The following is a 26,584-nucleotide window of genomic DNA, read 5'->3' on the forward strand; positions in this document are numbered from 1 at the left end:
AATACTTTTATTGTATCTAAATAAAAATTAGTGAAATTTCACTTACTGGTGATCTTGTGTCAAAGAAAAGGGCAGCAATGAGGCAACCAATGAGTAATGTCCAACTTGCTAGTGAATTGAGTAAAAGCCACCTTCGGATGGTTTTTTTAATGGGCGCAATATATGAACGCAGATGACTATTTCTGGAAAACCAAAAAACGTCTATCTAAAACGAAACCACGCTCTAAACCTCTACCTAAAGCAAAAGACGCATATTTAGAAGCACAAGAAAAATTTGAACATGCTTTAGGCGTGCTCGGGATTAAATACGAAAAGACATTCCAATTTAAATCTACTAAGCATTGGCGTTTTGATTTCCACTTAATTGAACATTGAATCTTAGTTGAGATTTCAGGTGGTCCTTGGTCTGGTGGTTGTCGTGGGAAATTGACGAATAAGGCTTGGAGTCTAGACCGATATGATGACGCTGCTTCGATGGGATATACAGTTGTTCGTATTGAGTCAGCCAATCGCTACAAGATTGATGAATTTGGGCCGCTTCAGATTGAATCTAATTTCTCATCGCAATGGCTGAAAAACTTAAAGAGACAAATATTCAATGGAACAGATCAGACCATTCCCACCGACGGATCTCATTGATCAGGCTGAGGAAGAAGAAGCAATTCGCCTTGCGCCCGCCGTGGAATTAAAAGAATGGGTGATTAAAAACTTTCTAAAAATTTTAGAGAGTTACAGTTAAGTATTAAATCCAAATTGATTGAAAAAGAATCTCTTACATACGTAACACAATTAAAGAATGTGTGTACCGGGCTGAGACGAGATTTTTAGAGTGCAAAATCAGAAGAGTAAGGGATTACGCTGAAATTTACCTTTAAGGAGTTAGTTGATCATTATTATGAGTATGTTGTCCGTTTTAACGAGTCGAAGATGGCAAGAGTAAATTTAGGAAATAAAGAGAGTAGAGGGACATTACTACATATCTCCTGCATTAGAGAAGTGAACCAAGACAAAACAATCTAACACATGGGATTTAGATTAGATAGGAATTATTGCTTTCTTTATTTTGCTTTTCTAAAAGCTCTTTATGATTTTTTTAATTCTGAATTACTTTACTAAGGTATACACTATATCATAAAATTATATATTTTATGTTCAATAGTGTTTTATTTTTACGTCCTTAATATTCGAAAGTAAAGGTAATAAATAGTCTCATTAACTGTATATTTAAATTTATCTGCATAACTTTTTAATCAAATAAATCTATTATCGACCTAAAAAATTAAATAAAAATATTTTACCAGTGAGCTGGTTGATATTTAAAATTTATTTTTAAATTAAATTTTCTTCTATTTCTGACTTCTTTAAAACACGATTTATAACGGTTCGATTGACAGAATATTCTTTTGCTATAGAATAAATGCTATAGCCATTTTTAAATTTATCCTTGACTTCTTTTTGTTGTTTTATATTTAACTTTTCAGGGCGTCCAACCTTTTTAACACTTTTGCTGAGAGGCTTGATTTTTGATTCAAATATGAAATTATTTTAGAAGGGGCAGAGTAAAACTTGAAGTGCGACATAAACCACCTAATTAATTTAAAGGGTTTATGGAGTATATAAAATTGTCATACCATCATCTTAACTTTGAAGATCGTACTGCATTAATGCTTGAGTCAAGAAAAGAAGGCTTTTCAGCCAGAAAATTTGCTGAACTCATTAAAAGACATCCTAGTACGATCTATCGTGAGCTTAAAAGAAATAGCATCAATGACGTTTATCAAGCTCGATATGCTTCTGATAACACCTTCGCTAGACGTAGACGTGGTCACAGAAAACTCAAAATCGATTCAATCCTCTGGAAATTTATTGTTGAAGCGATCCGTTGTTTATGGTCTCCTCAGCAAATAGCAAAGCGTTTAAAGACATTTCCTGATTTGGATCAAACAATGAATGTAAGCCATACAACGATTTATTCAACGATACGAGCATTACCAAAGGGTGAGTTGAAAAAAGACTTATTATCCTGTCTGCGTCATGAAAATAAAAAGCGAAAAGCTAACGGTGAACCTAAAAAAGATTCTATATTACAGGATATTAAAACTATTCATGAGCGCCCAGCCGAAGTTCAAGAAAGAAAAATACCGGGTCATTGGGAAGCTGATTTAATTAAAGGTAAAGACAATAAAAGTTCGATAGCAACACTTATTGAACGAAATACACGGCTCTGTATCTTGGCAACATTACCTGATGCAAAGGCAGAATCAGTGCGCAAGGCTTTAACTGAAGCTCTGAAATATTTACCTGCAGAACTGCGTAAAACGTTGACCTATGACCGTGGACGCGAGATGTCAGAACATAAAATACTCGAAGAAGATTTAGGCATAGATGTATATTTCTGTGACCCACATTCACCTTGGCAAAAAGGCACATGCGAAAATATGAATGGTTTAATTAGGCAATATTTACCTAAAGGGATTGATTTAAATCAGGCAGATCAGCATTATTTAAATCAAGTTGCCATGTCACTGAATACTCGTCCTAGAAAGGCGTTAGATTGGCTTACACCATTAGAGAAATTTGCTCAGCTTGTTGATTATCATATGGCTTTTGAAACTGTCGCACCTCATGTTTGAATTCGCCCTGTCTTGTGTGAATCGAGTCTTATTTGACTCATTATCTTGATAAATTTCACTTTGCCAGCGTAGTCCGCCACCGACTGTTAATGCTTCGTCGAAATAAGGCAGAGTATAAGTGCTAAATAATTTAGCGGTATTGTTTGGAATATTGGTATTTAAGTTTTTACCATCTTTGTCCTGAGAAAGATTACGTGAAAAACTTGCAGAAAGTTGCCAAGTGTCCGTCAGTTTACCTGTAGTTTCTAACTCAAAACCTCTGCTTTTTGTCCCAGATTCTGTACGGTATGCTTGAGAACCATTTGGTGCAGTTTCCCCCTCTATTGCAATGCTTTTATTATCTTCTTGAGTTTGGTATATCGCAGCACCGAAGTTTAGTTGGTTATCAAAGAATTCACCTTTAATCCCCAGCTCTGTGCTATTTCCTACCAGTGGATCGATATAGCTACCTGTGGTGGTTTGCTTGTCTTGTGGTAAGAAAATATTGGTATAACTTGCATAACCTGTCCATTGATCTGTTAAGTCATAGGTTATGCCAACATAAGGAATGGGTTTGTTCTTTTCTTCACGAGTTGACGGAACTAGTTCTTGACTTGAGGCAGTGTAGTCTTTATCTGTACGTTGCCAATTTTCTAAACGTGTTCCTAAAATCACTGCCAGTGGATCAGCCAATTTTAAGCGTATTGCACCAAATACAGACTGGCTTTTCTCATCATTGCTGTACCAGCCACCAATCGGCATTTCAGGACGTGTAGGCGTATTTCCATCCCATTCGAAAATATTATCCAAAGTATTTACACTCCAACCTGAATAGGTTGGGCGTTTATTTTTACTTCTGGCATAGGTGGTGCCTAAAACCACATCATGGCTTTGGTTGAGTAAGTCAAATGAACCATTTAAGGTTAAGTTAAAGAGGTCTTGAGTGGGTTCGTAGTCCCAGTGAGATCCATAAAGTAATGCACCGCTGCCAGTCTGTTTATCAATTCCTGAATAGGCGTAAGCATAGCCGACAATTTCATCAGAAGCAGTAATGGTTCTGGAGGCTGTACCTTTGAGTTTCCAGCGTTCGTTAAACTGGTGTTCTATATCTGCAAAATAAGCTGTTGTTGTCCGATCAGACTCACTCCAACTGGCAGCATTTGAGTCCGAACGTGACCAATCAATTAAGGTGCCATCGGTATAAAATGAAGGTAAACCACCACGGGCAATACCTGAAATATCCATTTTTTGATAGCTAACCCCCAAACTGGCTTTGGTTTTTTCTGTGAGGTCTGCCTCAATAACACCATAGGCAATTTTACGTTCTTCGCTATAGCGGTCAATATAAGAGTCACCCGTTTGATAGGCTAAAACGGTACGTCCGCGAATGGTTCCTGCTTGGTTTAATGGAGATGAGACATCGACATCGGTACGATAAGTGTCCCATGAACCTGCGCTAGCGCTAATAGAGGCTTTAAAATCTTGTAAAGGTTTCTTTCTTACCATATTAATACTGGCACTGGCAGAGCCTGCACCAGTCATTAAACCATTGGCACCACGCACCACCTCAACACGGTCAAATAAAGCAGTGTCCTGACTTTGGAAAATACTGCTATATGAACTTATCAGCTTTACGCTATCGAGCAAATAGTTATCAACCGTTTGACCACGTGCATAAATAGGCGAATTATCACTGCCGATGTTACCGCTTTGGCTAATGGTTAATCCTGCGGCCTGTGAAACAACATCGGTCAGTTGCGTCAGGTTTTGATCTTCCATTTATTGGCGGGTAATGACACTCACCAATTGTGGCGTCTCTTTGAGTGAAAGTGCCAAACCCGTCGAGGCTGTGGTGGCTTTGGCTGTATAAGAACCGGAGCCTTCAGTCGTTAAGTTATTGCCTGAGTTTGCTTTTAAAGAAATCGTTGTCAGTTGAGCAGTTCCATCTGCACTGGTCACTTGACTACTGTTTACACGCGAAGCGTTATTCGCTTGACTATGAATGGCTTCAAGTTGAACTTCTCTTGTTTGAGCTTGAACTCGTTGTTTTGCTTGAATACTATAACCGCCATTGTTGACTTTTACTGCAACCAAAGCATGAGGTTGTAATAATGCAGCCAATGCTTGATCGACTGCATAATTACCTTTTAGCGACTTCGCTTGCAAATTTGAGAGGGTCTTTGAGTCATAGCTGATGGTAGTCCCTGTTTGGATTGCGAGTTGTTTTAGCGCCTCATCTAAAGGGAGTTGAGTAATGTTCACAGGATACGTTGTGGCAGCATAAACAGCAGTAGTAACGAAGCTTCCTGCCATAAGTGGCATGCTCCATAAAACTGCGCGAATAGCCATCGCTAATCTACTTTTTGCCTGATAATCCTTCATGCGGTGTTCTCGACTGGGAGTGTATTTCTGTATAAGTCGAGTCAGTTGAAAAAAAGGGTCAAATTTTTATCTTTTTTTTATTTTTAATAAATAAGCACTGTAATAATCCAATTCAAGCTGATGGGTATAGGCCAAGTTCTCTAGACTTTGCTTTGGGTTTTTTAATGAAAATACCCCAGAAACACGGACTTTTTCTAACTCAGGATTGATAAAATAAGTTCCATTTTGATAACGATACAATTCATCCAATACTTTTTTAAGTGGCCATTGTTCTACGACCAGTAAGTGTTGTGTCCAATAGGGTTGGTCATTTTGAAGCGGGTTGATGACTGAAATTGAACTGGCATCAAAACTGGTACGTTGACCTTGCTGTAAAAGTTTTCGTGTAGTTGTTTCAGCAGGGTATAAAGCTACTGCATGTTCATAAACTTTGACTTTGGTGCGATGTCGGTCTTCTTGGCGAACGGTAAATTGCGTACCCAGTGCTTCAATTTTGCCATCTTGGGTAGTGACCATAAATGGGCGATGCTGGGGATCTTTTGCCGTCTGAATATAAATTTCGCCTTCCACCAATTCAATTTGTCGAGTTTGTTTTGAAAAGTCGACATTCACATAACTGTTACTGGCTAAAATCAGCTTCGTGCCGTCAGTCAAAGGCACTGTTTTAATTTCACCCACTTGGGTGTGGTAGTCGGCTTGCCACTTTGCCCAAGGCATACTATATGCGCTTAAACCAAGGACTAAAAAGCCCGACAGCCCAAACAGCATATTGTGTTTTAAAGAAGTATTAAATTTTTGCTTAGACACTACTAATGCATCAGGTTGGAAAGAGGAAGGTAAACCTGATAAACCTTGTGTAAAATGTTCGATCTGCGAAATGGCTAAAGCATGTTCCTTACTTTCAGACTTCCATTGCTCAAATTGCTGTAGTTGTATTTCGGTGATTTCCCCAGAATGAATCAGCACCAGCCAATCAGTGGCTGCATCTAAGATACTTTCAGAAAGGGGGGAAGGCTGTGACATAGCAGTTGTAAGGAAATCGATTAGTCGGTTGGATTATAAAGACTTATACAGGCTAAAAAAGCCTGCTTCATATCTCTTTTTACCGTTGCTTCAGAAATATTCAGCTTTTCGCTAATCACTCGATAGGTCAGACCATCTAACTGAGACAATAAAAAGACTTGAGATGTACGCGTCGGTAGTTTCTCAAGCATACGATGAACCTGATACAAGGTTTCTCGAATGCACACCTCATGTTCTGCCGAAGGGTAGTAGTTTTCTGGTAGCTGTGCCAACGCATCTAAATACAACCTTTCAACATGCTGATGCCGCCAGTGATCAATGATCACATGTTTAGCAATACCCATGAGCCATGCTTGAGGCTCTTTAATTTTTTCAAAACAATATTCACTTTTCAGAGCACGATAAAACACTTCCTGACTCAGGTCTTCAGACTGATGATGGTGTTGCAGTTTGTGTTTGAACCATGACAACAAGGTTGTTTGATGGGTGTTGTAGAGATGACTAAACCACAATTTTTTTTGGACATTTAAGTTCATATTTTTAACTCATGACCCTAGAAAAATATCCTGAATCTCAGCAGTAAAAGTGGGATAAAGAAATGAAAGGCTGAATATTAATGATAATCATTATTAAATGCAATTACAAATCGCAACATTTAGCGTGAGCTGTTTTTTGTTTTCATTCGTCTTATTAATAGATATGCGTGATTTGTGATAGGAAGTTTCAATTTTTTAAATACTTAATTTGATCAAATTTTAAAAAAATGTATGGATCTTCCGATTTTTAACAGTATGTGTTGGGCGAGAATTTTTTGTAATGAATAGGAAATGTAATGAGTGAGCCATTGAACAATAACAACCCAACAAAACATTTTCTTCATCGTCGAACACTTTGGATTGGATTCATCATTGTCATTTTATTGTTAGGTATGGGAGGGCTGTATTGGAAAAAAGCTATGTCTCAACCTAGCGAAGAATATAGTCAATGGGATAAACCTGTCCCTGTACGTGTTGTGCCTGTGCAGCGACAAGACTTGCAGGTGGAAATTAAAGCCATCGGTACAGTTGTTCCGACCCATACAGTGAATGTTCAAACTCAGGTTTCGGGTGTTCTCAAGCAGATTTATTTTAAAGAAGGTCAGACTGTTCAAAAAGGACAACTTCTTGCTCAAGTTGACCCTGCGCCATTTCAGGTAGCTCTGGCACAAGCAGAGGGGACACAACAGCAAAACTTAGCTCAACTACGAAATGCAGAAACTGAGTTAGCACGTTATCAACTGCTGTTTAAGCAAGACTCAATTGCTAAACAACAAGTTGAGCAACAGCTCGCTTTAGTCAATCAGTTGAAAGGGCAAATACAGGCCAATCGTGCACAGGTAGATGCAGCCAAATTACAATTGTCTTATACCAAAATTTATTCACCGATTAATGGTCGAGTTGGTTTTCAGCAGAAAGATGCAGGCAATTTAATTCAGGCCAATGATACGACAGGTTTGGTCAGCATCACCCAAGTTCACCCTATCTATGTGCAGTTTTCAGTTGCTGAACATGATTTGGCTCATTTGCGTGAAAACATGAAACAGGGACATCAAGTACCCGTTAAGACATGGGATAAAGCAGAACAAAAGCAACTTGCGGTTGGGCATGTACAGGCTTTGGATAACCAGATTGACGCCAATACAGGCACATTAAAGATCAAGGCAGTTTTTGATAATCGTGATGATGTTTTATTTCCCAATCAGTTTGTCAATGTTCGTTTAAATGTACATACCGTTCAAGATGCCATCAGTATTCCAAGTGACGCCGTGCAACATGGGGCCAAAGGCACCTATGTGTATATCGTCAATCCGCAGAAAAAAGCAGAAATTCGGATGCTCACTTTGGGTTTAAGTTCTAATGGTCAGATTCAAGTTTTAACAGGCTTAAACGGTACGGAACAGGTGGTTTTAGAAGGGATTGACCGACTTGCAGAAGGCAAAGAAGTTCAAATTGTCTCGGATCAACCTCAAGCCATGGCCACATCAAAACCTGCTGTTGGATAAGACATGAATATTTCAAAGTTCTTTATTGTCCGTCCAGTCGCAACTACGTTGTTGATGCTGGCTTTGCTGTTTAGTGGGTTATTGGTTTGGAGGCTTTTGCCAGTGTCGGCTTTACCACAGGTCGACTACCCCATTATTCAGGTCTATACCTTTCAGCCTGGGGCAAACCCCGACACGGTACAACGGACTATCACCGCACCGCTTGAACGAGAAATGGGCAAAATTGCGGGCTTAAAGCAAATGTCTTCGCAGAGTTCTGTCGGGGCATCTGTCATTACCTTACAGTTTGAGTTAAGTGCTGAACTGGGCGTAGTGGAGCAAGAAGTACAATCTGCACTAAGTACTGCCAGCAGTAAATTGCCAAGTGATTTGCCAACGCCAGCTGTATATCGAAAGGTCAATCCAGCCGATGTGCCTGTCATTACATTAGCGATAAGTTCAGAGACTTTACCCCTCACCACGGTTTATGACATGGTAGATACTCGGGTGGCACAAAAGCTTTCTCAACTCACGGGTGTGGGTATGGTGAGCCTTGCTGGTGGGCAACGACCAGCAATACGGGTGCAAATGAATCCTGCTGCGCTTGCCGCTTATAAAATGAGTGCCGAAGATGTCCGCACCGCAATCAATGCTGCCAATGCCAGTCAACCCAAAGGCAGTTTTGATGGGCCCTATCGCAGTACCATGCTGGATGCCAATGATCAAATTCGTTCAATTGACGACTATGAAAGCCTCATATTACGCTGGAATAACGGTGCGCCGATTCGATTAAAAGATGTGGCACAGGTGATTGAAGGCAGTGAAGACCGCTATATGGCGGCATGGGCAGACAGTCAAGCCGCCATTTTGGTGAATGTACAGCGTCAACCGAATGCCAACGTGATTCAAGTGGCCGATCAGATTAAACAGCTGTTGCCTGAGCTGCAAAAGAACTTACCTGAAAATGTCAAAATTCGAGTCCTGACCGACCGTACAGAGAGTATTCGTAGTTCAATCCACGATGTGCAAAAGGAATTGGTTTTTGCGGTCTGTTTAGTAGTCATGGTGACTTTTCTCTTTTTAAGAAATTTATCTGCCACCATTATTCCGAGTATTGCTGTTCCACTGTCGATCATTGGTACCTTTGTACTGATGTATTTTTTAGGTTTTTCAGTCAATAACCTGACCTTAATGGCGCTGACCATTGCCACAGGTTTTGTGGTGGATGATGCGATTGTGATGTTGGAAAATATTGCACGACATCGTGAAGCTGGTGAAAGCCTGATGCAAGCGGCACTCAAAGGGTCGAAGGAAATAGGTTTTACGCTCATTTCTTTAACCATTTCATTGATTGCTGTTCTCATTCCACTGTTGTTTATGGGCGATGTAGTCGGACGGTTATTCCATGAGTTTGCAGTGACTTTGGCGGCTGCAATAGCAATTTCTCTAGTGGTCTCTTTAACCTTAACGCCGATGATGTGCGCTTATTTGCTCAAAGGCAAAGCGTCATTAAAAGAAGCAGAGCATCAAATTTCAGCGAATAGATGGAGTCTGGATGGCATCATTCAGCAGTATGGAAAAGCTTTGCAATGGATATTTCAGCATCAAACCCTGACACTGGCCGTTATGCTCAGTACAGTGTTATTCGCAGGGTTCTTGTATTGGATGATTCCTAAAGGTTTTTTCCCTGTGCAGGACAGTGGCGTTATCCAAGTAGTGACAGAAGCCCCAGATGATATTTCATTTCAAGCCATGAGTGAGCGTCAGCAAGCACTAACGGCTGAAATTTTAAAAGATCCAGCAGTTGAAAGCCTATCTTCGTTTATTGGTATTGATGCCAATAACCCGAAACTTAGTAATGGCCGAATTCTTATTAACTTAAAGTCACATGCTGAACGAGAAGGTGCAGATCAAGTCATGGCACGTCTGCGTGGAGAGTTGGGTCATGTTCAGGGTATTCGTGCTTGGATGCAACCTGTGCAAGAGCTGAGTATTGAAGATAAAGTTAGTCGTACTCAATATCAGCTCAGTTTGACGTCAGCAAAAAACACAGACTTAGCGTTATGGACACCTGTTTTGGTAGATGCTTTACGCCAACAACCTGAGTTTGCAGAAGTGAGTAGCGAAGACGGTGGGCAAGGTTTACAGGCGTATATTAATGTCAATCGAGATGCAGCAGCGAGATTCGGCTTAACGGTAGAAGACATTAGTTTGGCTTTGCAAAATCTATTTGCACAGCGGCAAATTGCGACTCTATATACCCAGTCAAATCAGTACCGCATTGTCTTAGAACTTGCGCCAGACTTAACTCAAGGTATTCAATCTTTAGAGCAAACCTATATCCATAATGCCAGTGGAGAGCCGATTTTACTCAGTTCTGTGGCAAGCATTGTGCAAAAACGAGTCCCGATTATTTTACAGCAACAAGCACAGTTTCCTGCCAATGCTATCTCTTTCAATCTTGCAACAGACGTGGCCTTGGGAGATGCTATCCAAGCCATTCAACGTGTAGAGCAGCAGCTCAATTTACCTGCAGAAGTTAAGCTTCAGCTACAAGGGGCTGCTGCTGCATTTGAAAACTCGCAAAAGCATACCTTTTGGTTGGTGATCGCAGCGATTGTGACCATGTATATCGTGCTTGGGATGTTGTATGAGAGCTTTATTCATCCCATCACTATTCTTTCAACCTTACCATCTGCGGCAATAGGGGCTTTATTGGCGCTGTTTATGGTAGATCGACCACTCGATATGATTGCTTTAATCGGCATTATTTTATTGATTGGTTTGGTGAAGAAAAACGGCATCATGATGGTGGACTTTGCCTTGGCAGCACAGCGCCAAGATGGTCTTTCACCTCAGCAAGCGATTTATCAGGCGGCGTTGATGCGATTCCGCCCCATTTTAATGACGACATTGGCGGCATTGGTCGGTGCTATTCCACTCATGTTAGCATCAGGTTCTGGAGCTGAATTACGTCAGCCTCTGGGGATTGTCATGGTTGGTGGTTTGATTTTAAGTCAGGTGCTGACCTTATTTACCACGCCTGTGGTTTATTTGTTTTTTGATCGTTTACAGCATGCTTTTCAAAAGCCGACGTTGCCTTTCGTTGAACTTGATGAAACAAGGAGCGAGTTTTGAAGTTACTCTCCGCTTTGGTTCATCGTCCTGTTACTAGTGTGTTATTGGGCCTAGCGATTGTATTGCTTGGCGTATTGGCGTATTTCCGCTTACCCGTGGCATCCTTACCTCAGGCAGATATTCCGACCATCGTGGTGCGGGCCAGTTTACCTGGGGCAAGTCCTGAGAGTATGTCGGCGACCGTTGCAACACCTTTAGAACGGGCCATGATGGGCGTTTCTGGGGTAAAAGCGATTAATTCATCTAGTAGTCAAAATGCAACGCAAGTGACTTTGCACTTTGACTTAGATACCGATATCAATGAAGCAGCACGAGAAGTACAGGCCGCTATTAATGTTGCAATGTCGCAACTTCCATCAGGAATGCCTAGTCCACCTGAATATTTCAAGGTTAATCCAAGCCAAAGCCCAATTTTTTATTTGGCATTGAGTTCAGAGCATTTATCTGCGGGTAAATTATATGAAATTGCCAGCAATCAACTCCAGCCTAATCTTGCGCAGATGAGTGGAGTTGGTGAGGTTGAAATTGATGGCGCATCTATGCCTGCGGTGCGAATCACTTTAAATCCAAATGGGCTCATTGCACAGGGCGTTTCATTGGAACAAGTCCGTACTGCAATTGAAAAAAGTAATACAGTACAAGCGTTGGGCGTGGTTGAAACCGATCAACTTCGTTGGCAAGTTGCACTGTCGAATGATTTAAAACAAGCGCAAGATTTTGCCAACTTGGTGATTCATAGTAATGCTCAAGCAATCGTACGTTTAAAAGATGTGGCGGAGGTGCAAGACTCTGTTGAAAACCGCTACGTCAGTGGTTTTCATAATGGTCAACCTGCGGTGATTATCAAAATCAGCCGTCAACCCAATGCCAATACCGTGGCGACCATTGATCAAATCAAAGAAAAACTGCCTGAATTAAAATCACTCATACCCGCAGATGCACAATTGACTACGGTAATGGATGGTTCTGAAATCATTCGCGCAGGCTTAGCGGAAGCCCGAGATACACTGTTGTTTTCCATGCTGTTGGTCATTATTGTCGTTGCTTTAATGTTAGGGCGTATGCAAAGTGCTCTTGTGCCGAGTATTGCCATGTTGGTGACTTTGGTCGGGGCTTGTAGTTTGGTGTATTTGGCAGGCTTCTCGCTCAATAATCTCTCCATTATGGCGGTGATTGTCGCTATAGGATTGGTGGTGGATGATGCGATTGTGGTGCTGGAAAACATTGAGCGTCATATTGAGCAGGGAGACTCTCCTGTACAGGCTGCCATTAAAGGGATTCAGGAGGTGGGGCTGACTTTAGTGGCCATGAATTTGGCTTTGGTGGTAATTTTCATTTCAGTGCTGTTTATGGGCGGTGTGATTGAGCGACTGTTCCGCGAATTTTCACTGACCTTAGTTTTTATTGTGGTGTTATCCGTTTTTGTTTCTTTGGTGCTGACACCAAGCTTATCTGCTCGTTGTTTAAAACCGCTAGATAGCTACCAACATCAGCCTTTATATCAATTTAGCCATCGTTGCATGCAGCAGTTCAATCTTGCTTATTTAACATCTTTAAAATGGATGTTAGCACATGGCTATGTTGTGATTTTATTTTGGTTGGGTGCGATTGGGGCTTCATTCTATGTTTATCAGCACCTCCCTAAACGGGTATTGCCTGAGCAGGATACAGGACGGATTGAGGCTTTTATTCGTGGTGATGACGGGTTTTCTTTTCAAATTATGCAACCCAAAATTGCAGCCTTTAGTCAAAGCTTGTTGAGTGACCCTGCTGTAAAAGATGTGGTTGGAACATCAGGGGGAGCAGGCGGAACCACCAATTCCTTTTTCATGGTGAGTTTAAGACCCAAAGCAGAGCGTGAGGGGCAAAGCTCGCATGCCATTGTTGAGCGTATGAAACAAAATGTGCCGTGGCAGGCTGGGGCAATTTTCTCAGCCCGTGTGGAACAAGAATTAGAACTGGATGATCCTTTTTCAAGTGGCAGTGGGCAAGACTACATGCTGTTACTACAGTCGGATGATGTTGCTGAGTTACGAAAATGGGTGCCGAAAGTCGCGCAGGCCATGCAAAAACTGCCTGAACTTGAGGAAGTGGAAACCATGGGGGATGAAGGTGCACAGCATGTCACACTAGATGTAGACCGTGAAGTGGCACGTCGTTTGGGCGTCGATATTGAAAGCATTTCGAGTGTACTGAATAACTCATTTTCACAGCGCCAGATTTCAACCATTTATGATCAGACCCAACAGTTTCATGTGGTCATGGAAGTAGATAAGCACTTCACGGAACATCCTGAATCCTTAGCCAATGTACAAGTTCCTAATAAAGATGGGCAGGCTGTGCCATTACGTAACTTTGCGTCATGGTCCTATGGAATTACCAATGATCGAGTGTATAGACGTAATCAATATGCCGCGATGGGTATTGGTTATGTGGTGAAACAGGGCTATAGCTATGAACAGGCCGATGCCGCGATCCGATCTGTCTTAACTGAAGTGATGTTGCCAAACAACGTTTTTATGACCACGGATAAAGATGTAGAAGCAGAAAGTTTACAAGCGGGCTTAAGTACACCGTTACTAATTCTTGCGGTAATTTTGTTGATTTATATCGTGCTTGGGGTGACCTATGAAAGTGTGGTGCATCCGTTAACGATTTTATCGACTATACCCGCTGTGGCTTTGGGCGCACTGTTGACCTTATGGATATTTAACTTTGAGTTTACCCTGATTGCATTGTTGGGCATGTTTTTACTTATTGGTATCGTAGTGAAAAATGCCATTTTATTGATTGATTTTGCTTTATACGAACGGCGTGCAGGAAAGTCGGCATATCAAGCTGTATTGTCTGCGGCGGCTCTGCGTTTTCGCCCGATCTTAATGACCAATACCGCAGCATTATTGGGTGCAATTCCGCTGGCTTGTAGTTGGGGTGAGGGGGCTGAGTTACGTCAGCCTTTGGGTGTGGTCATTGTGGGCGGCTTAGCGCTTGGGCAGCTCTTAACTTTGTACACAACGCCTGTTTTGTATTTGCTCTTTGAAAAATGGGCTGAATCTTGTTCGAGATTTAAACGTAAATTTGTGCTTCAAAGCTTAGGCAAATAGATAAAGAAATAGGAAAATAGAATGTCAGGTTTGGTTTATAAAAATGTCTTCAGCCTAAGTTGTGTGTTGTTGTTGACTGCATGTAGTTCTACGGCGGTCGTACGTCCTCCCGAATATAAAACACTGCTAATTCAGGCGGATGAGCAATATAAATATGCTGCGCTCAATTGGACAGAAACAGCAGGCTTAAAAGGAGCGACAATCGCATGGTGGAATATTTATCAAGACCCTGTTTTAAGCCAACTGCTGCAACAGTTAAATACAGAAAACTTAAATTTGAAACAGGCCGAGGCACGTTATAGACAAGCAAATGCTTTACTTGAACAGCAAAAAGCCAGTCGTTCTGTTAGTTTAAGTTTAGAAGGTGCTGCTAAACGTAATGGAGTAAAGCATACTTCTCCAAACAGCCAGTATAGTACAGGGGTTCAGGCCAGCTGGATTCCCGATGTCTGGGGACGTGTGGCGAAAGCCATAGAAGGACAACAGGCAAATTTAGAAGCGGTGCAGGCGGATTTAGCCGCAGTAAAATTGAATCAACAGTTATTGGCGACAGAGGCTTATTGGAACATTCGTGTTTTGGATGCGCAACTTAATGTATTGCAGCAAACCCAAAAAAGTTACCTACGTTCAGTGCAAATTTTAAAAAACCAATATACAGCAGGGATGATTGCGCGGGCAGATGTGATACAGGCAGAAACACAGTTGAAACAAGTGCAAATACAGCAGATCGAAATGCAGCGTGAACGCAATTTACAGGAAAATGTGCTGGCAGTCTTGCAGGGTAAAAGTGTGGCTCAGTTTCAATTGGTAAAACGACAGCAAGGTTTGAGTATTCCTACTGTACCCGCGCAGCTACCAAGTCGTTTACTCATGCAACGTCCCGACGTGATTCGTGCAGAGCGGGAGCTTGCGAGTACACATGCACAGTTGGGTTTAGCGCAAACAGCTTGGTTGCCAGATATTAATATTGGTCTTAATGCGAGTTTAAATAGTCAAGTGTTGGGTCAGTTGTTCCAAGCCCCTACATATTTATGGTCTACGGGACTAGAAGCGGCTTCGGTTATTTTTGATGGTGGAAAACGTCAAGCTGAAATTGCCCAAGCGCAGGCAAGTTATGACGAAAAATTAGCAGTCTATAAGCAAGCCGTACTTACGGGCTGGAAGGAAGTCGATGATGCCTTAATGCAAACTTCAAGTTTGAAACAACAGCAACTGGAACAAGCTCAGTTACTGCAACTAACTAAAGAAAATGAACAAGTGGTGATGCGACGTTATAACGCAGGTTTAGTCAGTTATTTGGAAGTGGTCACGGCGCAGAATTTAAGGCTGCAAGCTGAACAGAGCACATTAGAGTTGCAACAAATCCAATTAAAAAATACAGCGCAATTAATGACTGCTTTGGGTGGAAATATTTCCTAAACACTTGCTTTCTTTTCACATGATTATTTGCCCAAACGAAATTAAGCCTTACATCTTGGGCACCAGATGTAAGGCTTAATTTCGTTTGAAGGTAACAATAAAATAGAAAGTATGTGTTATTGAACACTGACTTTTATGACACACCGTTTATAAAAACAGTGCGCCTGACATTGCTCCAAAGAGCATGACCCACAGTGGATGAATTTTTTTCACTAAACTTAAACCAGTAGCGACGATAACGATCGCGATAAGTAACCAGTTCTGAGCAGATGCAGCGGCAATAATATAGGCACTGACTAAAACCAAGCCAACGGTAATTGGTTTCAACGCCTTTTCAAACATGCTACGTAGCGGGTGATCCTTAAACTGATTCCAAAACTTGAGTGCAAATATAGTCAGTACAGAAGAGGGCCCAAACTTCGCCAATGAAGTCACGAACAGTCCAGCAGGTCCAGCCACATGCCAGCCGACCAAAGGTACAATCATCATATTGGGGCCCGGTGCCGCTTGAGCCATGGCAAACATGGTACTGAACTCTGTGGCAGTAAGCCAACGATGCACTTCGACCACTTGATGTTGCATTTCAGGCAAAATTGCATTGCCGCCACCAAAGGCCAATATAGAAAGCTGGGTAAAAACGATGGCTAAGGTGAGTAAAATCATGCGTTTTTTCCTCTTTTTTTCAAGCTTAAGACTGCGACATTGATGCTGACTGAGATCAGTAACGTTAATGCCAAAGGAATCTTAATAATCAGCATAAAGACAATGGTCAGCGCAATGGTAAAGATCGTGAGGTAACTTTTCAGAATGGGTTTCAGCATTTTTAGCCCCATGGCAAACAGTAAACCTGCTGTTGCCGCTGCCAGTCCCTGTATCATGTGCTGAATCATGGGGATACTTTGAAATTGGCTATAGAGCTGATACAGCAAAATCACAATCACCGTCGGTGCAAAAATCAACCCGAGAACAGCACTAATAGCACCTTTAACCCCCTGAAACTCATAACCAATGGCAACGGCCATATTAATGATGTTTCCACCAGGGAGGATCTGACAAACACCCAATAAGTGCGTGAACTCTTCCGTGTTGAGCCATTTTTGGTCTTCTACAACCATTTGGTGTGCAAGTGGTAGTACGCCACCAAAGCCCATGAGTCCCAGCTTCATAAAGCCTGCAAAAAGTTCCCGAGAAGTCGGGTGGCTTATTTGTTCAGCAGGGAGCACTTCAGTGTTCATGTCTTTCACCTTTTGTTGAATGAGCTCAGTATGAACCTGTAGAGATATGTTGAAAAATGCTATTTTTGACGTTATATATACTGAAAAAGTATGTTTAATGGGGCAGACATGATTGATATCCATAAACTCAGAGCATTTGTTGCAGTGGTAGAAGAAAGTAATATTTCGCATGCTGCTGTTCGTTTGAATATGCAACAACCACCGTTGACACGGATTATCAAAAGCTTGGAAGAAGAGTTGAATACTCAACTGCTAAAGCGTTTGCCGCGTGGTGTTGAGGTGACAGAAGCGGGCAAGGTTTTGTACAAAGAAGCCCTTGCGATATTAGCGCATGCACAGTTGATTCCTAAACGTGTGCAGGATATTTCTTTAGGGGTCGAAGGTCAGATTAATATTGGCTTTACCAACTCGGTTGGCTTACATCCATTTTTGCCAGCTTTGCTGCGTAACTTTCGGGAAACTTTTCCACGTGTTTCAATTCATCTGGAAGAAGATGGTAGTAGCTCGCTGATTGACTCCATTAGTAATGAAAAAAATGACATTGTGTTCTTACGCAAACCTGCACCCATTGGCCTTGGTTTAACCAGTCTACATGTACTAGATGAGCCGCTCATTGTGGCTTTACCAAATAATCATCCTTTGGCTGAACAAGCCGAACCGATTCATTTGCTGGATCTTGAACCGCATGATTTTGTGTTGTACCGACGTTTAGCTGGGCAAGATTTATTTGATAATATTTTGGCCAGTTGTTACCAAGCTGGATTTAGTCCCAAAATTGTACAAGAAGCGCCACGTTTAACCTCAAGCTTAAACTTGATTGCCGCGGGGATTGGCCTATCCATCGTGCCTGAGGCCATCCGTGACTTTTGGAATAAGCAGATTGTTTATAAAACGCTTAAGGCCAATAACCCATGTATTGCGCCGATTTATGCAGTGTATAAAGAAAATATAGACAATGTCCGTTTGCAACACATCTTAAAGTTATTGCAATAATCTGTTGAATATTGAGCACCTTATTCTGCCTGACAAGAGCCGGCTTAAAGTGCTAAGGTAGAGTGATGATGTGTTGTATTTAAAGTTTTATACCTATAACGAATGCTCGTATGGAGCAAAATATAATATTTAGCAATATGAGGTGTTTAACCCATGCTTTTTAATAAAGTTTCTTTTGTACTTACGGCTCTACTTTCTTCCTCTGTAGTACTGATGAGTGGTTGTACAACCAGTCCGTCTAGCACCGCTTCAAACACACAACAACAGACGCAAAATGCCTTATTGGTCTATGGTGGCCCCATTTTAACCATGCAAGGCATGCAGCCCAGCTATGTCGATGCCATGTTAATTCAAGATGGAAAGATCCGTTATACAGGCACATTGTCTGAGGCTGAAAAGCTTGCGCCACAGGCTAAACGCTTGAACTTGAATCACAAGACCGTCATCCCTGGCATCATTGATGCCCATAGCCATTTAAACTCTGTCGGTATGCAGCAAACTGTGGCAAATTTATATCCGCCGCCAGATGGCAAGGTGGTGAGTATTGCCACACTTATCCAAGAAATGAAGGCGTGGGCAAAGCAAAATCCAACTTTTGTCCAAGCGACTTCTGGCTGGATTATTGGCAATGGTTATGATGATGCCCAGCTACAAGAGAAAGCCCATCCGACAGCCACAGATTTAGATCAGATTTCAACGACTCAACCGGTGCTGATTTTGCATCAGTCAGGGCATTTGGCCTCTGTAAATCATAAAGCGTTAGAGTTGTTAGGCATTAATGAAAAAAGTAGTAACCCTAGTGGTGGGGTGATTCGACGCCTAGTCGGGACCAATATTCCGAATGGTGTACTGGAAGAAAGTGTTGTGATTGAGGCCATGTTACAGGCTTTTAAAACGGTTCCACCTGAAATGATGCAGCAGATGGCATTGACTGCGGTACAGACCTATATGAAAAATGGTTACACCACGGTACAAGAAGGACGAGCTGATCGTGGTACTTCAGAACTTTGGCGCAGTTTGGCCAATCAAAACAAATTAGCCATCGATGTTGTCTCTTATCCTGATATCAGTTCAGAACAGGCGTATATGCTTGAAAAAGGAGTAAGCAAAAACTATGTCAATCACTTTAGAATTGGTGGCGTGAAAATTAGCTTAGATGGTTCACCCCAAGGTAAAACAGCATGGTTAACTGAACCCTATGTGGTTCCGCCTGAAGGGAAAGATAAGAACTATCGTGGCTATCCTGCATTTCCAGAGCAAAAAAAAGTCCAGCACATGATTGATTTGGCTTTCGAGCAACAATGGCCAATTTTGGCACATGCCAATGGTGATGCCGCGATTGATCAATACCTTAATGTGATTGCCAATGCGCAAAAGAAATATGATGCCCCACAGCGACGAGATGTGATTATTCATGCGCAAACCATGCGAGAGGATCAACTGGATCGGGCGAAACAGCTTCACCTGATCCCCTCATTTTTTTCTTTGCATACCTACTACTGGGGCGACTGGCATGTAGCACAAACTTTAGGTGAAAAGCGTGCTGAACACATCTCACCAACAGGTTCAGCCTTAAGAAAAGGCATGATTTTCACCGAGCATCATGATGCCCCTGTTATCCCACCGAAAAGTATGATGGTGCTGGATGCAACCGTTAATCGCACCACGCGAACAGGCAAAGTTTTGGGTGAGGCACAAAAAGTTAGTCCGTATATCGCACTTAAAACGATGACGGACTGGGCTGCATATCAGTATTTTGAAGAAGACATCAAAGGCACATTAAGTACTGGGAAATACGGTGACTTTGTTGTTTTAAGTGACAATCCAATCACAATTGATCCGTCTAAAATCAAAGATATCAAAGTCCTTGCAACCTATAAGCAAGGACAGTTGGTTTATCAAAGATAAAGTTGTTTAGCGGCTTGTAAACCTGCGACTGAAAAGGTCATGAGATGTTTGACCAAAAGCGCAGGTTCAAGCTTGGAGACATTTTTAAGTGGGCTTGGTCCATTTGCATCTGCCAAAATCAACATCATACAGGGCGCAACTGTGCTGAGTACACAAGGTAAAAGTGCAGGGTGATTTTCATCAATCCCTGAAACTTGGCTAATAATTTTTTTAACCAAAAGAAACTTTCGCGCACCATCATTTTGCATAAACGTGTATAGGTGGGTAGTCGGTGAAAAAAGTTCACGAACAAATACTTTGCTATGCCAGACATCGGTTTCAACCAGTTTACCGATTAGGCTTTCAAAAAAAGCTTCCAGTTTTTCAGTGGGCGTTTTAGAGCTGTTAAGCAAGGTCAAGAGTTCTTGTTCATCAATATAATGCGTATGTGCTTCGGCGAGTACGGCACGATATAAGCCATCACGACCATCGAAGTGATAGTTAATGGCAGCTAAATCGACTTCGGCCAGCTTGGCAATAGCTTTACTCGTGGTTTTTGCAAAACCATCCTGAGCAATTAGGCGGCCAGCAGCATCCAAAATTTTCGATTTGGTTAAATCACCATCGCTACGTCCAGCTCTAGACATTATTTACTCTGCATCAAAATTTAGACTTGAAGTATATCTTTCTTAACTGAATTGTTATAGTTTAAATTAAATTTAAACTTGTATTAAAACTAAGCGAAGGTTTGGTGTGCATGAACAAAAGTAAGTTCATACTGCTGGTTGGGGTGTTGCTCATTGCAGTAGCGGCTGCATTGTTGTGGTTCAGTCGAGACAAAGCCGATCCCGATCATCTGGTGTTATATGGCAATGTTGATATTCGACAAGTCTCGCTGGCATTTGAAACGGCTGGACGTATTCAAAGCTTGGCTGTTCAAGAAGGCGATCGCGTTCAAAAAGGTCAGGTTCTTGCCGAACTGAATACTGACTCGCTTACTATACAAGCACAGCAAGCCCAAGCGCAGTTACACGTTCAACAGCAAACCTTAAATGAGCAAGCTGCGGGCAATCGACCTGAAGAGATTACCCAAGCGAAAGCGAAAGTACAGTCTGCCCAAGCCCAATTTGAAAATGCCGATAAACAATACCAACGTTTAAATGTCTTAAATCGGAGTACTGCGGGTCAAGCGGTGAGTAAGCAAGAGGTTGATGCTGCAAAAAGCAATATGAAAATGGCGGAAGCGGCCGTCGGTGAAACAAAAGCCAACCTAGAGCTACTTTTGAAAGGTGCGCGCACAGAAGATCGTGAAGCGGCTAAAGCACAATATGAGTCGACCAAGGCCAATCTTGATTTGATTGATTATCAAATTACGCAAAGTAAGCTGCTGGCACCTGTTAATGGCGTAATTCGTGCACGTTTACAAGAAGTCGGTGATATGACGACTTCAAACAAGTCCGTCTATACCATTGCCCTGATCCATCCTAAGTGGGTGCGTGTCTATGCCAGTGAAACGGATCTTGGGCATATCAACATGGGCGCAGCAGCCCAAGTCATTCGTGACTCACAACCAGATCAGCCCATCACAGGAAAAATTGGTTATATCTCGTCTGTTGCTGAATTTACCCCAAAAACGGTACAGACCGAAGATATACGCACAACGTTGGTCTATGAAGTCCGAATTTATGTTGATGACCCAAATGACCAGTTAAAAATGGGACAACCTGTAACGGTGAACATAGCCAAATCATCTTGTTCAACTGTCACGAACAATCCTTAAGGCAGGGGAGTATGTCGATGTCAGTAGAGAGCATTGTGATTGCCACAGATTTAAACAAAATATTTAAAGCAGAACAAAAAGGTTTGGATGATGTGCAGGCTTTGCAAGGCATAAATATACAGATCAAGGCAGGACAACTAACGGCTTTGGTTGGGCCTGATGGTGCAGGTAAAACCACATTTTTAAGATTGATCGCAGGTTTATATAAGCCAACTGCTGGAATCTTAGAGGTTTTAGGAATGGATTTCGCCAAAGATCCACAATCTGTGCAAGATAGTATCAGTTACATGCCGCAAAAGTTTGGTTTGTATGAAGACCTCAGTATTCAAGAAAATTTAGACTTGTATGCGGATTTGCATGGCGTGCCAATGGATGTTCGCAAGGAGCGTTTTGCACGTTTGCTCAAGATTACCGACTTGGCGCGCTTTACAGAGCGTCCCGCAGGAAAACTCTCTGGAGGCATGAAGCAGAAGTTAGGTTTGGCCTGCACTTTAGTCCGTTCACCTGAACTATTGCTGTTGGATGAACCAAGTGTTGGTGTCGATCCACTCTCGCGCCGTGATTTGTGGATCATCATTGAACAGTTGGTGAGGGAGGAGAACTTGAGTGTCATCCTCAGTACTGCGTATATGGATGAAGCTGAGCGCTGTCATCAGGTTTATGTCATGTTGGATGGGCAAGTCTTAAAGCAAGGTACACCCGACGAATTGACGGCTCAGGCACAGGGACAAACATGGCAAGTAAAACCCAGTCCTGACATGAAGGCGCGGGTGTTACAAGCACATTTACTTGATCATAAACATTATATTGCCGATGCAGTTCCTAAAGGAGATGTAGTGCGTTTTATTACGCGAACTGAAAGCCTCATACTTCCAGTAGATCTCTTGCCCAAAGGTGTTGTTGCGGAACAGAGGCCAGCAGAGTTAGAAGATGCATTTATGTTGCTTTTACATGAGGCGAAGCATATTCAAAAAACGGTATTGGCACAGGAAAATTTAGCTTTAGACCCTTCAATAACTTTGATAGAAAACCCTGATCCACCACAAGTGAAAACAAAGCAGGATGTAAAACAACAGCTCGAGAAACCTGTGATTGTGGTGAAGGATTTGGTACGCACTTTTGGCGACTTTACCGCCGTAGCCAGTACCTCGTTTGATGTATCTCGAGGCGAAATTTTTGGTTTACTTGGCCCCAATGGTGCAGGTAAGACCACGACGTTTCGTATGCTCTGTGGCTTACTGCCCGCCAGCAGTGGTGTGTTGGAAGTGGCAGGCATGAATTTGCGCACAGCTCGTGCACAGGCAAGGGCAAAAATTGGTTATGTATCGCAGAAGTTTGCCCTGTATGGCAATTTGAGCGTACTGGATAATCTAAAGTTTTTTGGTGGCGCTTATGGCTTATCGGGCAAACAGTTAAAGCAGCAAATTGATAAAGCATTGCTTCAGTTTGAACTTAAGCCACATGCTAAAAGCGGTGATCTACCAAATGGTTTTAAACAGCGTTTGTCGATGGCAGCAGCACTGTTACATCAGCCTGAAATTGTATTTTTGGATGAACCGACCAGTGGTATTGATCCATTAGCAAGGCGCTCTTTTTGGTACACCATTGGAGAGCTAGCGAACCAAGGCATGACTATTATTGTGACTACACACTTTATGGAAGAAGCTGAATATTGTGATCGGATTGCGATTCAAGATGCAGGGAAGTTGCTGGCGATTGGCACACCTCAACAGATTCGTGGGATGGCACAGTTAGAGGGTGTAAACGATATGAATGGCGCTTTTATTGCCATCGTTGAACAGTCCCGTGCAGACATGCAGGCTCACTGAGGAGCGTCAGATGAATCATTTCTCAGCTTTCTGGACACGACTGTTTGCCTTGACACGTAAAGAATCCAAACAGCTGCTTCGTGATAAAAGTAGTATGGCGATCGGTTTCATTTTACCGATTATTTTAATTTTGTTGTTTGGTTATGGGCTGTCTTTCGACTTAACCAACGGACGCGTCGGGGTGGTGGAGCAACAACCCACACCACAGAGTCAGCAACTGATGAGTGGGCTAAACGGCTCTAAATACATTACTGTCAAGCACTATCCAAGTTTTAGCCAAGCTGAAGCTGCAATAGGCAATGCGGAAATTGATGCCATCGTCAATATACCCAGCAACTTTGCGGAGCAATATGCAAAGGGAGTGGGTGCTGTTCAGGTCATTACGAATGGCCGTTCGACCAGTATTGCTTCGGCTTTGCAGGGTTATATTACCAGTGCGCTCAATACCACCAGCTTGATACAAGCAGACCGAACCAATGCAGCTTCGGTGGGTGGCATTATCACGGTTGAACAACGTATGTGGTTTAACGAGTCCGCCAATAGTACGTGGTTTTTAGTGCCGGGTTTAATTGTCTTGATTTTGACCTTGGTCGGCGCATTTTTAACAGGTTTACTGATTGCACGTGAGCGCGAGCGTGGCACTTTAGAAGCATTATATGTTACGCCCGTACGTCCTCTAGAAATTGTACTTTCAAAACTGGCGCCCTATATCGTGATTGGGATGATCGATATTGTGATGTGCTTAGTTGCAGCACATGTTCTGTTTGATGTACCCATTCGCGCATCACTGCTCTCTGTTATGAGTGCCTCTTTTTTATATTTAATGGTGTCGTTACTGCTGGGTCTGATGATTTCAGGTCTATCAAAAAGTCAGTTTCAAGCCAGTCAGATGGCACTGCTTGCCAGCTTTATGCCTGCTTTAATGCTTTCAGGTTTTGTGTTTGATACACGGAACTTACCGCTAATTGTGCAAATCATCAGCAATGTTTTACCTGCAACGCACTATATGACTTTGATTAAAACTCTATTACTCGGTGGTGATGATTGGTCTTTATGGTTCAAAGAATGTGGCATTTTATTGATTTATATCGTGCTATTCACAGCAATGACCGCGCGTACACTGAAAAAGCGCTTGGGCTAACGAAAGGAAAAATGGTGTTATGGCAACGTTAATGCGCTGGTTTCTTTATCTTTGGGTGCTGATCCGAAAAGAGTTTTTAGCCATTTTAGTCGATCCTGCCAATCGGGTGACCTTAATCGCGCCTGTATTTATCCAAGCGGTCTTGTTTGGTTATGCCGCAAGTTATGATGTGAATCATGTTGATTATGCCGTGCTGGATCAAAGCCGAAGCCAAAGCTCACAACAAGTTTTAGCGCATTTAGATGGTTCAGGAATTTTTAAACGAACAGCAGATTTGCAAAATAATCAACAAATCCAACAGGTGATTAATGATCGAACAGCCTTGGCCGTTATCACCATTCCTGCTGATTTTGAAGATAAGCTCAATAATCAAGAGGCTTCGCCGATTCAAGTGATTCTAGATGGGAGAAACTCATCGACCGCAAGTATGGCGGGCTCTTACATCAGTAGTGTGGTGGGGCAGGTCAATCAAGAACGATTGGGAACTAGCTTAGCGATTATGGTACAAGCGCGGACATGGTATAACCCGAATGTCGAGTCGAGATGGGGCATCATGCCATCTCTGATTGCAACTTTAAGTATGATGCAGACACTGTTACTTTCGGCACTTTCAGTAGCACGCGAGCGTGAACAAGGGACTTTTGATCAGCTATTAGTTACACCTTATACCCCGACGCAGATTATGATTGGTAAGGCCATTCCGCCGATTATTATTGGGGTTATTCAATCTTCCATTATTTTGGCGATTATTCTGTTCTGGTTCCAGATCCCGATGAATGGCTCCTTGACCTTACTTTATTTTGGATTATTTGCCTTTAATATTGCCGTTGTGGGTGTGGGACTGTCGATTTCAGCAATTGCACTGAATATGCAACAAGCCATGCTGTATACTTTCTTTTTGATCATGCCTTTGACACTTTTATCTGGTTTACTAACTCCTGTGCAAAATATGCCTGAAGTATTGAATTGGCTGACTTATGCCAACCCGTTACGCTTTGGCATAGACTTGGTACAACGGGTGTATTTGGAAGGTGCGAGTTTTGCGCAAGTGAAATGGGACTTTGTACCGATGTTGGTATTAGCCATAATTACCTTGCCTTTGGCTGCGTGGTTATTTCGAAATCGTTTGTCATAATAGATTGATATCTCTATGTATCGCTTATCGATACAGACTGTGATCAGGCATTTGACGTTAAATAATGCAATCAATATCGGTTCATGATTAAAAAAAACGATTTTTGCATTGTATTTCTTGCTTAAGCTTTTTATTATTGCCCGCTTGTTTTCGCGATCAGCTTGGAATGGAACCTTGAGTAATTTTCTAACCGAACACCTGATTCATCGAGATGAAGACTTTATGGTCATCCATAAGCCTGCAGGTATACTCACCGTTCCGGGGAAGACAGAAGACTTACAAGATTGTATGATCAATCGTTTAGTCAAACTAGAACCTAAAACTCTACTAATCCACCGTCTTGATCGCGATACCTCGGGTATCTTGGTTTTTGGTCTCAGCCGTTGGGGACAAAAAAACATTTCTCGTCAGTTTCAAGAGCGCCAAACCGATAAAACCTATCAAGCGATTGTGGCTGGTCATCTAGAGGGTCAGGGCACTGTTGATGTGCCTGTGATTTATGATCCATCCCGTCCACCGTTACATATTGCAGAGCCCAGTCATAACAAGCCTGCTGTGACTGAGTGGAAAGCCATTGAACAATTTGAAATACAGGGTCAGCCCGTGACTCGTGTGGCGCTCACCCCTATTACAGGGCGTTCACATCAACTTCGTGTACATATGCAGTTTTTAGGTCATCCTATCGTGGGAGATACGCTCTATGCTGCGCCTGACCAGCAAGATTTGATGCCGCGTTTGTGTTTACACGCAGAGCGTTTGAGTTTTCATCATCCCCAAACCAATGAACGTATCGAATTTATTTGTCCAGTACCATTTTAAGTACGTGGAATCATCAAATTTGCTCACTTTTTTAGTGAGCTTTATGTCAAAATATATTGCTTAAAGG

The 26,584-nt window shown here is 42.2% G+C and carries 18 protein-coding genes and 3 pseudogenes; 14 read left to right on the forward strand and 7 right to left on the reverse strand.

The window, feature by feature from the left end:
• Positions 1-162 precede the first annotated feature (162 nt).
• Both AC0KVP_RS07200 and AC0KVP_RS07205 read left to right on the forward strand, forming a co-directional pair.
• Positions 163-639, forward strand: a pseudogene (locus tag AC0KVP_RS07200) (hypothetical protein).
• Positions 599-721 (forward strand): annotated as a pseudogene (locus AC0KVP_RS07205) (putative metallopeptidase); the annotation flags it as partial. The pseudogenes AC0KVP_RS07200 and AC0KVP_RS07205, both read left to right, overlap by 41 nt.
• Before the next feature lie 608 nt (positions 722-1,329).
• Here AC0KVP_RS07205 and AC0KVP_RS07210 read toward each other — a convergent pair.
• On the reverse strand, positions 1,330-1,536 hold the full coding sequence (locus tag AC0KVP_RS07210; protein WP_473340452.1) for a helix-turn-helix domain-containing protein: 207 nt from the start codon (positions 1,534-1,536) through the stop codon (positions 1,330-1,332).
• A 71-nt stretch (positions 1,537-1,607) separates the two neighbouring features.
• Here AC0KVP_RS07210 and AC0KVP_RS07215 point away from each other — a divergent pair, with 71 nt between their 5' ends.
• Positions 1,608-2,633, forward strand: coding sequence for an IS30-like element ISAba125 family transposase (locus AC0KVP_RS07215; protein ID WP_004994718.1), 1,026 nt, complete (start codon positions 1,608-1,610; stop codon positions 2,631-2,633).
• 9 nt (positions 2,634-2,642) lie between these two features.
• On the opposite strand, the pseudogene AC0KVP_RS07220 reads toward AC0KVP_RS07215, so the two are convergent.
• From AC0KVP_RS07220 to AC0KVP_RS07230, 3 genes and pseudogenes are all read right to left on the reverse strand, one after another.
• A pseudogene (locus AC0KVP_RS07220) lies at positions 2,643-4,994 on the reverse strand (TonB-dependent siderophore receptor); the annotation flags it as partial.
• A 66-nt stretch (positions 4,995-5,060) separates the two neighbouring features.
• The gene (locus tag AC0KVP_RS07225; protein WP_473339959.1) at positions 5,061-6,017 is read right to left on the reverse strand and encodes a FecR family protein; all 957 of its coding nucleotides are present in this window, start codon (positions 6,015-6,017) and stop codon (positions 5,061-5,063) included.
• Positions 6,018-6,037: 20 nt separating this feature from the next.
• Entirely contained in the window at positions 6,038-6,553 is a 516-nt protein-coding gene (locus tag AC0KVP_RS07230) for a sigma-70 family RNA polymerase sigma factor (RefSeq protein ID WP_168159751.1), read from the reverse strand.
• A gap of 296 nt (positions 6,554-6,849) precedes the next feature.
• On the opposite strand from AC0KVP_RS07230, the gene AC0KVP_RS07235 reads away from it, so the two are divergent.
• From AC0KVP_RS07235 to AC0KVP_RS07250, 4 genes are read left to right on the forward strand one after another with little or no spacing between them, the layout of a single operon-like run.
• Positions 6,850-8,058 (forward strand): efflux RND transporter periplasmic adaptor subunit, encoded by a 1,209-nt coding sequence (locus AC0KVP_RS07235; RefSeq protein WP_473339961.1) that lies wholly within the window; start codon positions 6,850-6,852, stop codon positions 8,056-8,058.
• A 3-nt stretch (positions 8,059-8,061) separates the two neighbouring features.
• Positions 8,062-11,175: a multidrug efflux RND transporter permease subunit gene (locus tag AC0KVP_RS07240; protein ID WP_473339965.1), complete on the forward strand. Its 3,114-nt coding sequence runs from the start codon at positions 8,062-8,064 to the stop codon at positions 11,173-11,175.
• Positions 11,172-14,279 (forward strand): efflux RND transporter permease subunit, encoded by a 3,108-nt coding sequence (locus AC0KVP_RS07245; RefSeq protein ID WP_473339967.1) that lies wholly within the window; start codon positions 11,172-11,174, stop codon positions 14,277-14,279. Before AC0KVP_RS07240 ends, AC0KVP_RS07245 begins: the two co-directional genes overlap by 4 nt.
• Positions 14,280-14,300: 21 nt before the next feature.
• Positions 14,301-15,698, forward strand: a complete 1,398-nt coding sequence (locus tag AC0KVP_RS07250) for an efflux transporter outer membrane subunit (RefSeq protein WP_473339969.1) — start codon at positions 14,301-14,303, stop codon at positions 15,696-15,698.
• A 147-nt stretch (positions 15,699-15,845) separates the two neighbouring features.
• On the opposite strand, the gene AC0KVP_RS07255 is transcribed toward AC0KVP_RS07250, so the two are convergent.
• Both AC0KVP_RS07255 and AC0KVP_RS07260 read right to left on the reverse strand, forming a co-directional pair.
• The gene (locus AC0KVP_RS07255) at positions 15,846-16,361 is read right to left on the reverse strand and encodes a chromate transporter (protein WP_126036202.1); all 516 of its coding nucleotides are present in this window, start codon (positions 16,359-16,361) and stop codon (positions 15,846-15,848) included.
• The gene (locus AC0KVP_RS07260) at positions 16,358-16,933 is read right to left on the reverse strand and encodes a chromate transporter (RefSeq protein WP_473339972.1); all 576 of its coding nucleotides are present in this window, start codon (positions 16,931-16,933) and stop codon (positions 16,358-16,360) included. The genes AC0KVP_RS07255 and AC0KVP_RS07260 overlap by 4 nt, the downstream gene beginning before the upstream one ends.
• Before the next feature lie 108 nt (positions 16,934-17,041).
• On the opposite strand from AC0KVP_RS07260, the gene AC0KVP_RS07265 reads away from it, so the two are divergent.
• The gene (locus AC0KVP_RS07265; protein WP_010326540.1) at positions 17,042-17,926 is read left to right on the forward strand and encodes a LysR family transcriptional regulator; all 885 of its coding nucleotides are present in this window, start codon (positions 17,042-17,044) and stop codon (positions 17,924-17,926) included.
• A gap of 153 nt (positions 17,927-18,079) precedes the next feature.
• Entirely contained in the window at positions 18,080-19,834 is a 1,755-nt protein-coding gene (locus AC0KVP_RS07270; RefSeq protein WP_473339975.1) for an amidohydrolase, read from the forward strand.
• Here AC0KVP_RS07270 and AC0KVP_RS07275 read toward each other — a convergent pair.
• Positions 19,825-20,460 (reverse strand): TetR/AcrR family transcriptional regulator, encoded by a 636-nt coding sequence (locus tag AC0KVP_RS07275; protein WP_004693547.1) that lies wholly within the window; start codon positions 20,458-20,460, stop codon positions 19,825-19,827. The genes AC0KVP_RS07270 and AC0KVP_RS07275 overlap by 10 nt on opposite strands.
• A gap of 110 nt (positions 20,461-20,570) precedes the next feature.
• Between AC0KVP_RS07275 and AC0KVP_RS07280 the strand changes: the two genes are divergently transcribed.
• From AC0KVP_RS07280 to AC0KVP_RS07300, 5 genes are all read left to right on the forward strand, one after another.
• On the forward strand, positions 20,571-21,593 hold the full coding sequence (locus AC0KVP_RS07280; protein ID WP_473339980.1) for an HlyD family secretion protein: 1,023 nt from the start codon (positions 20,571-20,573) through the stop codon (positions 21,591-21,593).
• Positions 21,594-21,610: 17 nt separating this feature from the next.
• Positions 21,611-23,422: an ATP-binding cassette domain-containing protein gene (locus AC0KVP_RS07285; protein WP_473340455.1), complete on the forward strand. Its 1,812-nt coding sequence runs from the start codon at positions 21,611-21,613 to the stop codon at positions 23,420-23,422.
• 10 nt (positions 23,423-23,432) lie between these two features.
• Entirely contained in the window at positions 23,433-24,563 is a 1,131-nt protein-coding gene (locus AC0KVP_RS07290) for an ABC transporter permease (RefSeq protein ID WP_473339983.1), read from the forward strand.
• A gap of 19 nt (positions 24,564-24,582) precedes the next feature.
• On the forward strand, positions 24,583-25,698 hold the full coding sequence (locus AC0KVP_RS07295; RefSeq protein WP_473339986.1) for an ABC transporter permease: 1,116 nt from the start codon (positions 24,583-24,585) through the stop codon (positions 25,696-25,698).
• Between the two features lie 174 nt (positions 25,699-25,872).
• On the forward strand, positions 25,873-26,517 hold the full coding sequence (locus AC0KVP_RS07300) for an RluA family pseudouridine synthase (protein WP_473339989.1): 645 nt from the start codon (positions 25,873-25,875) through the stop codon (positions 26,515-26,517).
• Positions 26,518-26,584: the final 67 nt, after the last annotated feature.

Source organism: Acinetobacter sp. DL27 (genome assembly GCF_055810995.1).

Coding starts and splice junctions, on each gene's coding strand:
- AC0KVP_RS07275 (WP_004693547.1), bottom strand. CDS start 20,460: ATGTCTAGAGCTGGACGTAGCGATGGTGATTTAACCAAATCGAAAATT.
- AC0KVP_RS07260 (WP_473339972.1), bottom strand. CDS start 16,933: ATGAACACTGAAGTGCTCCCTGCTGAACAAATAAGCCACCCGACTTCT.
- AC0KVP_RS07240 (WP_473339965.1), top strand. CDS start 8,062: ATGAATATTTCAAAGTTCTTTATTGTCCGTCCAGTCGCAACTACGTTG.
- AC0KVP_RS07255 (WP_126036202.1), bottom strand. CDS start 16,361: ATGATTTTACTCACCTTAGCCATCGTTTTTACCCAGCTTTCTATATTG.
- AC0KVP_RS07265 (WP_010326540.1), top strand. CDS start 17,042: ATGATTGATATCCATAAACTCAGAGCATTTGTTGCAGTGGTAGAAGAA.
- AC0KVP_RS07295 (WP_473339986.1), top strand. CDS start 24,583: ATGGCAACGTTAATGCGCTGGTTTCTTTATCTTTGGGTGCTGATCCGA.
- AC0KVP_RS07250 (WP_473339969.1), top strand. CDS start 14,301: ATGTCAGGTTTGGTTTATAAAAATGTCTTCAGCCTAAGTTGTGTGTTG.
- AC0KVP_RS07285 (WP_473340455.1), top strand. CDS start 21,611: ATGTCAGTAGAGAGCATTGTGATTGCCACAGATTTAAACAAAATATTT.
- AC0KVP_RS07270 (WP_473339975.1), top strand. CDS start 18,080: ATGCTTTTTAATAAAGTTTCTTTTGTACTTACGGCTCTACTTTCTTCC.
- AC0KVP_RS07230 (WP_168159751.1), bottom strand. CDS start 6,553: ATGAACTTAAATGTCCAAAAAAAATTGTGGTTTAGTCATCTCTACAAC.
- AC0KVP_RS07280 (WP_473339980.1), top strand. CDS start 20,571: ATGAACAAAAGTAAGTTCATACTGCTGGTTGGGGTGTTGCTCATTGCA.
- AC0KVP_RS07235 (WP_473339961.1), top strand. CDS start 6,850: ATGAGTGAGCCATTGAACAATAACAACCCAACAAAACATTTTCTTCAT.
- AC0KVP_RS07215 (WP_004994718.1), top strand. CDS start 1,608: ATGGAGTATATAAAATTGTCATACCATCATCTTAACTTTGAAGATCGT.
- AC0KVP_RS07225 (WP_473339959.1), bottom strand. CDS start 6,017: ATGTCACAGCCTTCCCCCCTTTCTGAAAGTATCTTAGATGCAGCCACT.
- AC0KVP_RS07290 (WP_473339983.1), top strand. CDS start 23,433: ATGAATCATTTCTCAGCTTTCTGGACACGACTGTTTGCCTTGACACGT.